The sequence below is a fragment of the Flavilitoribacter nigricans DSM 23189 = NBRC 102662 genome (genome assembly GCF_002646595.1).
GTDB classification, from domain to species: Bacteria; Bacteroidota; Bacteroidia; order Chitinophagales; family Saprospiraceae; genus Flavilitoribacter; species Flavilitoribacter nigricans.
Genome location: NZ_PDUD01000025.1, coordinates 202,931 through 215,315, shown reverse-complemented (window position 1 = coordinate 215,315; position 12,385 = coordinate 202,931). Strand labels below are relative to the sequence as shown.

General features: G+C 53.0%; 5 protein-coding genes. 2 read left to right on the top strand and 3 right to left on the bottom strand.

The genetic code is table 11. From position 1 onward, the window contains the following. Positions 1-109: 109 nt before the first annotated feature. Entirely contained in the window at positions 110-301 is a 192-nt protein-coding gene (locus tag CRP01_RS21345; RefSeq protein WP_099152133.1) for a hypothetical protein, read from the bottom strand. A gap of 18 nt (positions 302-319) precedes the next feature. Beyond that, positions 320-1,666, bottom strand: coding sequence for a serine hydrolase domain-containing protein (locus CRP01_RS21340; protein ID WP_099152132.1), 1,347 nt, complete (start codon positions 1,664-1,666; stop codon positions 320-322). Positions 1,667-2,147: 481 nt separating this feature from the next. On the opposite strand from CRP01_RS21340, the gene CRP01_RS21335 reads away from it, so the two are divergent. Continuing rightward, positions 2,148-5,789, top strand: coding sequence for a T9SS type A sorting domain-containing protein (locus tag CRP01_RS21335; protein ID WP_099152131.1), 3,642 nt, complete (start codon positions 2,148-2,150; stop codon positions 5,787-5,789). A gap of 265 nt (positions 5,790-6,054) precedes the next feature. Here the strand turns inward: CRP01_RS21335 and CRP01_RS21330 are convergent, their stop codons facing one another. Next, a complete protein-coding gene (locus CRP01_RS21330) occupies positions 6,055-7,467 on the bottom strand; it encodes a sulfatase-like hydrolase/transferase (RefSeq protein ID WP_099152130.1) in 1,413 nt (470 codons plus the stop codon). A gap of 571 nt (positions 7,468-8,038) precedes the next feature. Between CRP01_RS21330 and CRP01_RS21325 the strand changes: the two genes are divergently transcribed. Next, the gene (locus CRP01_RS21325; RefSeq protein ID WP_099152129.1) at positions 8,039-12,223 is read left to right on the top strand and encodes a hybrid sensor histidine kinase/response regulator transcription factor; all 4,185 of its coding nucleotides are present in this window, start codon (positions 8,039-8,041) and stop codon (positions 12,221-12,223) included. Positions 12,224-12,385 lie beyond the last annotated feature (162 nt).

Below are 12,385 nucleotides of genomic sequence, written 5' to 3'. Positions count from 1 at the left end.
ATATACTGCCGGGAAATTCAACGCACTGATCCCATCCGATCCCCGCCGCTTTAACCACCGCAACCTGGTCTGGGACAGCCAAACCAGATTGCGGTCAGTAAATGCCGGCCTAACTAAAACACCATTTCAAAAGTCGGATGATCCCGTAGACCACCGCCACCAACAGCACCAGGAATAAAACCAGATAGACCACATTGGTGGTCAGGGCAATGATGCGGGGAAATACCCAGCTGACCAACTTCCACAGCAGAACAATAAGGCCAAGGATAATGGCAATCCCCAATATTTTTTTCCCAGTCATAAGTAGCTGATTTAGGTGCTAGGGGGTAATTTTTGTTCCGGTAAGCAGATTTCCGTTGATATTGATCTGCATTTCGTCCCCGTTAAAAGAGATCTGTAATTCATCCGTATAGCTCAGCCCCAGTCGCCCCGCTCCTTTTTTGGACAGTAATTCCTCGTCCAGGAACATCTTGTTCTCAAAGGCCTGGAGTGTGATGCGATCGCGATCGATCCCCAGATGCTTGTAGAGAAACTCCCGCTCAAATTTGTAAACACCGGCATACCGGCCGAACTCCGCCGGACGCGCCAGATCATTCTCCGACGGTGGAGTTACCGCCTGGCCTTTCGTCAGCAGAAACACGTCCCGCAGTAGATTTAGGATGGGTGTATTTCCCCAGTTGGAAGTTATACCGATGAAGCTTCGGTTCTCGGGAGAACGGATGATCACGCTTTTGGTACCGTAACCACTACCGGCTGCGAAATGGATCTTTTCATCGCCGAACTGTTTGATACTCCAGGCGTAGCCCTCGGCCTCCCCTTCTCCGCTCTCTACGTGGGGCGTAAAGAGCAAACGGGTGGAAGCTTCCGATAATAATTTATGCTGCTCCAGTGCCAGAACATAGCGATAGAGATCGGACACGGTGGAATATAGACCGCCACCGGCATTTTCCCCGAAATGCTTCGAACGCTGCGTAAATTCCAGCCCGTTACTGGTGAAGTGGTACGGTACGGCCTGCCGCTCCACTACGCGCCGCCCCTGATAAACGCCGGTATTTTCCAGTCCCAGCGGTTCGATGATCCGCTCCTCAATGAACTCGGCGTAGCTTTTACCGGATACTTTTTTCAGGATGGCCCCCAGCAGGATCATTCCCGCATTGGAATACTCATATCGCTCTCCGGGAAGGAACAGTACGCCCAGCTGATCAACCAGCAAAGCCTGCTCTTCCAGTGACTGTTCCCCAAAAGCCTGAATACCGGCTTCCCGGGGCAGCCCGGAAGTATGCGTGAGCAACTGGTGAATAGTAACCTGATCTTTCCAAGAAGACCGCAGAATGGGCAGATAGGTAGCCACCGTTTCCTGTAAGTCGATCTTGCCTTCCTCCACCAGCATCAGGATAGCCGCAGCCGTAAATGTCTTGGAAATGGAGTTGATGGAATTCCGGACCTCCGGCGTATTCGGAACATTGAAACTCCGATCGGCCAGACCGTAGCTTTTTTCAAAAACCGCATCTTCGTCCAGGACAACCTTTACCGTTCCGGAGAAGTTAAAGGTCATTTCGTAAGCCCGCACCAGTGCATCCAGTTGCTCAGCGAGATCGGCCGGTGCCTGGGCTCCGACCCGGACCATCCATAATAGCAGTAGCAGTATAAGTGTAGTGTTCTTCATAAGTGTAATAAAAGTCTTTTAGTTTTTCGCAAAAGTACAAACTTCGCTTTGTTTTTAGCGCTCTGCCGACCGGATGAAAGTCAATACTTCCTGACGGTAGTCCATAGCGATGCGGATAAAAAAACGGGGAATACGTTTTGAATTTATTGGCGCTTACTTCCAATATTCAACATAAAAAACATATATTTAAGGGTACAATAAATAGACTTTCCCTATCCCCCTCTTCTTCTGAGCTAATCCGTATACGCAAACTGATTAGTATCCACTATGAGACACACCAAACTGGTTTTCCCGGCTCTTCAGGCCGTCGATATGGAAGCATTTTTCAACTGCTTCAGCTGTTAGATACCGAACATCATTCTATCAAGACTACACATTTCCATTTACACTAAGCCGTTTAGTGCCCATTCTTCTGTGGGAATTAACCTGGAAGTAGCCGTGGTCAAGAACGGATATTTGTTTCATCTAATCGCAACAAATTATGCATCCTACTTCTTACTTCTTTCCTTTTCCGAAAAGTGCACAACCGGGGCGTGCGGGTTTTATCCTGTGCCTGGCCCTCGCCTTTTTCGGAATTCAGATCCAGTTACAGGCCCAGTGCTCGGCCATTGCCAGTATTGATTTCACCGCAAACAACCCGGCCGATACGGACGTCTACTTCGGTGACGGGAGCAATGCTTATGTGTTGGAATCCCTGGAACCGAAGGATTATGCCTGTTTCGATACGGTGCCTTTCCTGGTCCAGCTTCAGGTCAATCCCGCTGCTGCCTGTGAGGATTATGTGGTTAGTTTACCGCTCCAGTGGTTATGTAATACTACCGGTCAGGGCGGTATCGGGGTCAGTGAGATCGTTTCCTTTCAGCTCAATACCAATAACGATCCCGGTTCCAACCGGGACGGCGACGAGATGCTGAGCCTGATCTCCAGTGATATCGTCGACGGGCCTCCACTGGTGACGCCAAATGGGAAATGTGAGTTAAATGGTACGTTTGAAATTACCGGCCTCGATCCGGGCGAAGTGGTCATCCTCCGGGTGGACGTCCTGCTGGATTGTGATCTGACGGCCAATCCGACGGGCAACATCCAGGCCAGCCTCGGTGAATTTGCCAACATCCAGATCACCGCGGGTACCGGAACCAACTGTACCTGTTCCAACCTGCAGGGAGGAGCACAGACGATCCCCTGGGCGGTGGAGTTACCCGAATGTTTCTGCACCGAAGCACCGGAGATCACCTGCCCCGCCAATCAGCTTTTCGAAGGCTGTATTCAGGATATCAGTGCTTTCCCTGCACTGCCCGATCCGGATACCGAAGCGGTAAGCCTGGATAACCCGATCGATGATTGTCTCGTCACCATAGAGTGGGTCGGCGACAGCGAGATCCTCGTCGACGAAGAAAATTGCCTAGCCTACGTAGAACGGACCTACCGGGCAACTAATGAATGTATTCCCGGAGGAGTGGATCCGCTTTCGACCACCTGTGTGCAGACCTTCCGGATCGCCTACGATGCAACCCCACCGATGATCACCTGTCCGGCCGACGAAACAATTACCTGTCTGGATGATCTTACCGCTTGCGATCCCAGTCAACTGACCTATTCGGATAATTGCAGCACGGTGATGGTCGATTGTGTAGAAAGCCAACTCACGGGAAATGCCTGTAGCGGCAGTCTGACCCGCACTTTTACCGCTAACGATGAGTGCGGGAATAGCGCCATGTGTGTCCAGACCGTTACCATCCTGGACGATATTGCGCCCGAACTTACCTGCCCGGACGATATTACGATCGAATGCGGTGCATCGACCGATCCGGCGGATAACGGTATGGCCAGCTGCTCCGATAATTGCAACGATGGCACTGGTCCTTCCTTCACGGATAGTGTAGACGATAGCGATCCCTGCGCCGTGGTGATCACCCGTACCTGGACGTGTGCGGATGCCTGCGGCAATACCAGTACCTGTGACCAGATCATTACCATTACCGATACGACCCCGCCGGCGATTGACTGTCCGGCGGATATCACGATCCAGTGCGGCACTCCGACCGATCCGGGAAATACCGGCATGGCGAGTTGTAGCGATAGTTGCAATGAGGGGTCGGGTCCCACTTTTACGGATATCGTAGACGATAGTAACCCCTGTGCGGTAGTGATCACCCGTACCTGGAGTTGCACAGATGCCTGTGGCAATACCAGCACCTGCGAACAGATCATTACCATCGTGGATACCGGTTCGCCCCAGATCACCTGCCCCCCCAGCCTGACGATCGAATGCGGCGAATCGACCGATCCGGAAAATACCGGCATGGCAACCTGCAGCGATAATTGTAACGTAGGCGGCGCGGCGACTTATAGCGATTCCGTTGATGACAGTGATCCCTGCGCCGTCGTGATCATCCGCACCTGGACGTGTGCCGATGCCTGCGGAAATACCAATGCCTGTTCCCAGATCATTACCATCGTGGATACGACCGGACCGGAGATGATCTGTCCACCGGATGTTGATCTGGAATGCGGTGCATCGACCGACCCGGCGGATACCGGTACGGCCAGCTGTAGCGATAGCTGTAACGAAGGAGGTGCCCCGACTTATACCGATACGGTGACCGAAGTGGATGCCTGTACGACCATAATTAGCCGGATCTGGAGTTGCTCCGACGGTTGCGGCAATACCAGTACCTGCGAACAGACCATCACGATCTCCGATAGCACTCCGCCGGAGATCAGCTGTCCGGAAGCCGCGGCCGTAGACTGTCTGGCCAGTGTACCGGCGGGTGATTTCAGTGGTGGACTGGTTTCCGACAATTGCAGCACGGCACTCACCCCGGAAGTGACCGCCAGCTCGATCGTGGGCGATGAGTGTGCAGGGACCATCGTCCGTACCTACACCGCCACCGACGATTGCGGCAACAGTTCCAGTTGCAATCAGACCATTACTTACAGTGATACGACACCACCCAGCGGCATCTGTCCGCTCGGAAGTGACGGTATCTCCTGCGATACAGACCTGCCGACGGTAGAAGAAGTGACCGCGCTGATGCAGGATATATACGCGGATGAATGTGCCGAAGCGGTAAGCATTACCTTTTTGGAAGAGACCGGAAGCGGCGAATGCGTAGCCGGATCCTTCAGCCGGACTTTTGTTTTTGAGGTCTGCGATGATTGTGGAAATTGTACAAGCTGTGAAGTGACCTATTCCGGCAGTTGCGAATTCTGCTCCCTGACCCAGGGTGGCTGGGGCAATTCCGGCGGAAAATATCCCTGGAACGACGCAGACGGCAAGGCCTCTACCCTCGAGATCATCGGTGCCTTGTTGGAGATCAACGGCCCGATAGTGATCGGTGACCCCGAGGCGGGCAATTCACTGACCATCACCGATCCGCAGTGCGTAGTGGATCTGCTGCCCGGTGGCGGCCAGCCCGGCATCCTCCCGGAAGGGGACGCTACTGCCGAAGAAGCGGGTGACTGTGCACCTTACAGAGCTCCGGATATCAGCCGGAACGGTCGCCTCCGCAATAATCTGGCAACTCAGGTCATTGCGCTCCAGCTCAATATCTGGTACAGTATGGAGAAAAACGGCGCTAACCTCGCCGGACTTGCACTGGGCGGTGCCTGTGCTCCGGGAATTCCCGCCAACCTGCCCGACGATGTCCTTACGGTAGGTGACCTGCTGGCTTACGCCAATGCGTATCTCAGCGGCGCTCTGGATAGTAATAACGGATTAGCCGGCCGGTTGACCGATGCCGCCGCCGGCATCAATGAGTTCTTTGACGGTTGCAGCAATGCGCTCGCCGAAAGCTCGCTGGATCCGGATAGCGAACTGGAGATCGACAAACCCTCTGGCCCGGTCAATAAGCCGTCGCATCCATCGCTGATCAGTCTGCACGTTTATCCGAATCCGGCTTCCGGAGAAACCGTCGTCAGCTTTGATGCCCTGGAAACGGAAGAGATCAAACTGCAGATCGTGGACCTGCGCGGGGAAGTTGTCTGGGGACGCACGTACCGCGGAAACCTCGGTGAGAACCGGCTATCGGTGAATACCCGGCAATTAGCGCGGGGTAGTTATACCTTATGGCTGCAGCAGGGAGGCACCCGCCTGTATAAACGGTTGGTGATCCTGCGTTGATCGTATAAGCAAACTGCCGGTTGTACAGGACAAAACGGCCGCTCTCCGGGAGCGGGGCATCTGTACCCTGCGAATAGGCTGGGATCTTTTATAAGCGGGAGTTTTCCCGATCGGATCCGGCTCCTTTCGCAAAGTTGTCTGGTTTTGTCCTGTACATCTCGGAAAACTGCATGAAGTCGTTGCCCGGTCTGCGGGGAATTACCATTTCCTGCCGAGTGGGCGACGCTTTTTATCTTTCCGTTCGGTAGCGGTGTACTTCCGCAACTTATTCTCCCGGCCGTACCAGGCCCATTTGCTGGTAGTAGGCTTTCCGTTGCGATAATCCCATAAAGATCGGATCGATCAATTCGGCCGACCACGCTTCGTACTGCTTTTTCAGTGATTTTCTTTTTTTCTTTTGCTTTCGGGCCAGGTTGTCCTTTTCGCCGATATCCTGGTGCAGATCGTACAGGGCGGGCTTGGTATCCTTCCCTTCCACCAGATACTTGTATCCGCTGCGATCCACCAGGGCATTGCTTTTTCCATCGAATTTCCGCCAGTACAACTGATCGTGCGGGAACGCATCATTCCCGGGCTGCAGAAAGGGGACCAGATCCACACCGTCGATCGGATGGTCTTCCCGGAGCGGAGCATTCGCCTGGGATACAGCCGTAGCAAAAATGTCCAGAGAAATGACCGGTTTTTCGTAAACTACACCGGAGGGGATATGCCCCGTCCACTGTACGGCAAACGGCACCCGGATGCCACCTTCCAGCAGATCTCCTTTTTTTCCTCTCAGGGGACCGTTGTCCGAACCGTTTACATTTTCCGGCCCACCATTATCCGACAGGAAAAAAACGATGGTATCATCTTCCAGGCCGAGCATTTCCAGACGGTCCAGCAGCCGGCCAACCCCATCATCTACCGCACTGACCATAGCCGCGTAAGTGCGTCTTTTTTCATTCTGAATATGCGCGAAACGCGAAAGGTACTTTTCGGTAGCCTGCAGCGGTCCGTGCGGTGCATTATAGGCGAGGTACAGGAAAAACGGTTGGTCCGGATTGCGCCCGACGAACTCCACCGCTTCCCGGGAGAGAGCGTCTGTCAGGTAGGCCGATTCTTCCACCCGGTCGTAATTTCGCATCAGCTTGGTGCGGTAGCCGTCGAACTGCGCCTGGATCTCCGTGAGGTCCCGTAAGGTCCATTCTTCCGGAAAGTACCGATGCCCCCCACTGAGAAAACCGTAAAACTCATCGAAGCCCCTTTTCAGCGGATGCAGACTTTCGTGGGCGCCCAGGTGCCATTTCCCGATCACCATACTGTGGTACCCGGCCCGGTCCAGCGCTGTTGCCAGGGTTTCTTCCGTGAGGGGCAGGCCCATATTCGGATCCTGCGGGGCCAGAATGGGATTGCGACCAAAGCCGAAGCGATCCTGATACCGGCCGGTGATCAGTCCGGCCCGGCTCGGTCCGCAGACGGCATAGGATACGTATCCGTTGGTGAAACGGACGCCCCGGCGGGCGATCCGGTCGATGTTGGGAGTTGGGATATCCGTACAGCCGTTGAATCCGACATCCCCGTATCCCTGGTCATCTGTAAGAATGATAATGACATTCGGCGCCCGGTCTTCCTGCGACGCAGCGCTTATCGGTAAAAGGAAGATCAGAGGAAGGAAGATCGAAAGTAGCTTTCTGGTCATAATCCAAAATATTTTCGTAATTTCAGTTAATAGTTACGATCCATTCCAGTCTTTTGGAATGATCCGGACCGTCCGGAACCTGCTCCAGGCTTTTATTTTTCGGCCATTTCCGGAATGGCTGGTAAAAGACCGGGCAAAGGGACCGAAGGGCCTGAATGAAACAATTTTACAGTTCCAAGATAAGCGCCGCCCCCCGGGAAAATGCGGGGGTAATAGATCAATTTAGAGGGTGAAATCACCAATTCAGACGGTTCTTATCTTCTTTAGAGTGTGTTTGGGATTTTTTCTTTGTGGCGAAAACAATCAATTTTTTGTTTAGACGAAGCTCATTTTGAAGTGCATACCTGGAAGGTACGGACTGAAAAATAGCTGAAGTATAAACGAAAAAGTGACGTTTGCAGACCGATTAATAATTCCCAAACACACTCTACATTCCTCCCGCACTAAATCCCTGTAGAACAAACACAGCACCAGAGTTGATCAGCAGCCTCGCTGTTCTTTCGGCCTGGTCATTTGCGATTTATACTGACGTAAAATTGAAGCGAGCAAATTTGCGATTGCCAAACAGTTTATGAAGCATTTACGCCCACTACTTTTATGTGCCTGCATCCAGTTGGCCCTGACGGTCCTTACCGCTCAGTCTCTGGACAACTTTTCCGACATTTCCTATTTCACTTCGGATAACGGGCTTTCCCAGGGAGAAGTGACCTGCATCATCGAGGACCAGCACGGATTCCTCTGGATCGGCACCCGCGGCGGTCTGAACCGCTATAACGGATACGAGTTTGAGATCTTCAAAAACGAGACCGGCAACCCCAACAGCCTGATCAACAACTCCATCGAATCCTTATTTGAAGACCGTCAGGGCAAGATCTGGATCGGCACCAAATCCGGAGGCATCAGTTGTTACAATCCCCAGAATTCCCGTTTTACTCATTTCCACACCGAAAGCCGGGATAGCAACACCATCAGTGACAACCGGGTGATCTCCATCGCGGAGAGCGATAACGGCAACATCTGGTTCGGCACCTGGTACAACGGACTCAATATTTACGATCCACAAACCGATAGTTTTACGTTGCGACTCCCCAATACCCAGGTCAGCGATATCCTGCGGGATGAGGAAGGACAAATGTGGATCGCCAGTAACCGTGGGCTGTACCTGTTTGATCAGTTCGGTCGGCAGCTGAACCATTTCATTCAGCGCGGTAATATGGGGGATTACGAAACAATCATCGAAGACCCCGCACGGAAGTGTATCTGGATCGGTACCTGGCAGGCCGGGCTCGTCCGCTTCGATATTGCCACCCAACAGTTTCACCAGTATAAAAATCCCCGGAAGGACCGGATCGGGCAGCGGGCGAATATCGCCTACGCCCTTTTCCAGGATGAACACAACCGCATCTGGACCGGCACCTGGGGTGGAGGCCTGTATCTGTTTGATCCCGAAACGACCCAGTTTACCCGGCAGGAACTGGCCACCGGCCCCTACCAGCACGCTAAAAAACTGTACAGTGAGATCCTTTGTATTTTTCAGGACCGTTCCGGCATTATCTGGATCGGCACCAATGGCGGTGGGTTGTGCAAGGTCAATAACAACCGGAACCGTTTCGGATTGATCAAAGGAGGGACCAACGAAAACTTCCCGTCCGCCAATCCGATCTGGAGCATACTCGAAGACCGCAAGGGCACCCTTTGGGTCGGCACCAAGGGCAATGGTTTTTTATCCTATTCCGATGACGGACGCAATTTCAAAGCGGTAGCCTTTCAGGAATCCGATCCGGAACTCGCTTTTGGCAACCGGATTCTCGGTGGCAAAACCCTCTTTGAAAGTCGGGACGGACGCTTATGGGCGGGTACCCACCACGGCCTCTACCAGATCCGGGAAGATGACAACGGTTACCGTCTGGAAAGAGCGTTCAGCACGCAGGGGCAATCGATCCACGGCAGAAAGATCAGCAGCCTGGCGGAAACGGCCGACGGTTCACTGTGGGTCGGCACCCAACAAACCGGCCTGAACCGAATTCTACCGGGCGAACAACCGGAATTCCGCCACTATCGGAACGAAAAGAAGGACGGTGCGCTGCAAAGTCGGCGGGTCAGTGCGATGCTCGAGGATCGCGATGAACAGCTATGGGTCGGCACCTATTCCGGTTTGCACCTCTACCTGCCGGAGCAGGATCAATTCCGGGTCTTCACCAAGATACCGGGAGATATGCAATCCCTCAGCAGCAACATCATTATCTGCCTGTACGAGGACCGCCGGGGGCGGCTCTGGATCGGTACGCCCAACGGGCTCAACCTGGCCATTCCCACCCAGAACGACTGGGTTTTCTGGTCCTTTCAGGAACAGAACGGCTTGCCCAACAATTACATTCACGGTATTCTGGAGGATGATCACGGCAATCTCTGGATCAGTACCAATAAAGGGATCTCCAAATTCAATCCGGACGAAGAGGTTTTTTACAACTACGATGTCAATGACGGTCTCCAGGGCAATTCTTTTTCCGAGGGAGCCGTGCACCGATCGGAAAGCGGACAACTGTTTTTCGGGGGTATCTACGGTCTCAATTATTTCCACCCGGATTCCATCATCAATAATCCCGTTCCCCCTCCCGTATTTATTACCGGCCTCAAAATATTCAACCGCAATGTCGGGGTGGGCGAGTCGTTCAACGAGCGGGTAATCCTCGAAAGATCGCTCCAGGAAACCGAAAAGATCACCCTTTCCCACCGGGAAAATGTCTTCACACTGGAATTCACGGCCCTCAATTTTCGGATGCCGCATAAAAACACTTATCGCTACCGGCTGCTTGGCCTGGAAGAAGATTGGAATGATGTCGGTCGGCAGCGCAATGTCACCTACACCAACCTCCAGCCGGGCACGTATACTTTCGAAGTCAACGCCGCAAATAACAACCAGTACTGGCCCGGGCAGGTAGCCCGTTTGCAGATCCGGGTGCTTCCGCCGTTCTGGGCCACCTGGCAGGCCTACGTACTGTACGGCCTGGTCATTATCGGCATTTTCGGCCTTTATCACAAGGTGACCAACCGTCAGAATCAATTGAAGCGCAAGCTGGAACTCGAAAGACTCGAACGCAATAAAGATGCTGAAGTCGCCGAACTGAAAACCCGTTTTTTCACCAATATCACCCACGAACTCCGCACGCCGCTGACCCTGATCACCGGGCCGGTAGAGGAATTGCTGGAGCAGGATTCCCTGCAGGGAAAATCCAAAAGTTACCTGGTGAATATCCATCACCATACCCAACGCCTGCTGGCCTTGGTCAATCAGTTACTGGATTTCCGCAAAGCCGAAAGCGGCAATATGGAACTTAAGGCAGCTCCCGGCAATTTTGTGGCATTTGCCCAGGAAGTCTTCCTTTCTTTCCAACCGATGGCAGATAAAAAATCTATCGATTTCCGTTTTGAGGCCCAACCCGAAGCCCTGCATTTGTACTTTGACCGCGATAAAATGGAGATCGTTCTCTGCAATTTGCTTTCCAATGCGTTTAAATTTACGCCTGCCGGAAAACAGATCACTATGAGTATCCGCCGGAGTACCTGTGAGAGGATCGTCGGAACTTCGGCCTTTCCGGATGGCTGTTGCGAGATCAGCATCAAAGACAATGGGATCGGTATGTCGCCGGACCTTGTGGAAAAAATATTCAACCGCTTCTATCAGATCGCCAATGCCGATTCCGCCAAGATGATCGGAACGGGCATTGGATTGTCGCTCGTGGAAAGCATTATGCAATTGCACCAGGGCAAGGTAGAGGTACGCGCCGAGCCGGAGCGGGGAAGTGAATTTACGCTGTACCTGCCGATCGGATCGCACCACCTGAGTCCGGATCAGATCCTACCGCACTTTAAAAATTCTGAGGATCAGAGTCACTATCCTCCGGAAAAAGAAGTTGCAGAACCGCAAGTTCAGGAAGAGCAGCTACTCCCTCCACCCAATGGAAAAGTGCACGCCCCGGCTACCCTGCTATTGGTAGAGGACAATGCCCGGATCCGCGATTTCATCCGTTCTATCTTTTGTGATCACTATCAGGTACTGGAAGCCGAAAATGGTAAAATAGGCCTGCAAATGGCCCGGGATGATGCTCCGGATCTGATCATCAGTGACGTGATGATGCCCGAAATGGATGGCATTAACTTTTGCAAACAGATAAAAGAGGACGAACGGACTTCCTTCATTCCGGTGATCCTGCTGACGGCCCGTACCTCCAATGTCTTTAAAGTGGAAGGTTTCCATTCGGGAGCCGATGCTTACGTCACCAAACCCTTTCAACCAACCGTACTACGGGCCCAGGTTGCCGCCATGCTGGACGCACGACTGCGGCTCCGGGAATATTTCAGCCGGAAGGTGACCCTGCAACCCTCCGATATCGAGATCACTTCCGAAGATGAGCAATTCCTGAAAAAAGCCATCCAGGTCGTAGAAGACAACCTGACCAATGAGGACCTCGGAAAAGATTTTCTGGCCCAGGCCATGGCGATGAGCCCGTCCAGTCTGTACCGCCGGATAAAGTCGACGACCGATGTTTCCATCAATGCCTTCATTCGGTCGATCCGGTTGCGCCGGGCGGCCCAGTTGCTCCGGAACACCCAGTATAATATTTCCGAGATCAGCTACCAGGTCGGGTTCAACGATCTGAAATATTTTCGGAAATGTTTCCGGAAACAATTCGGTAAGAACCCTTCCGAATATGCCGGCCAGGAACTGATGTCGACCGCTCCGAACGAGGAATAAACCCACTATATCCACGCTTTGTCAGGGGTAGGCCTCGGTCTACCCCGGCTGGGCTATTGCCTTGCGAGATTGCTTCACTTATTGCGGGAAACGGGGCAAAAAAGCGGTTCTGAACCATTTACCCCGCCCATTTGACCTCTTTCTCACCGCCCTCCCCTCCTT

Bases quoted from the DNA above. Each gene is read 5' to 3' on its own strand.
- CRP01_RS21335 (WP_099152131.1), top strand. From the start codon at position 2,148: ATGCATCCTACTTCTTACTTCTTTCCTTTTCCGAAAAGTGCACAACCG.
- CRP01_RS21330 (WP_099152130.1), bottom strand. From the start codon at position 7,467: ATGACCAGAAAGCTACTTTCGATCTTCCTTCCTCTGATCTTCCTTTTA.
- CRP01_RS21325 (WP_099152129.1), top strand. From the start codon at position 8,039: ATGAAGCATTTACGCCCACTACTTTTATGTGCCTGCATCCAGTTGGCC.
- CRP01_RS21340 (WP_099152132.1), bottom strand. From the start codon at position 1,666: ATGAAGAACACTACACTTATACTGCTACTGCTATTATGGATGGTCCGG.
- CRP01_RS21345 (WP_099152133.1), bottom strand. From the start codon at position 301: ATGACTGGGAAAAAAATATTGGGGATTGCCATTATCCTTGGCCTTATT.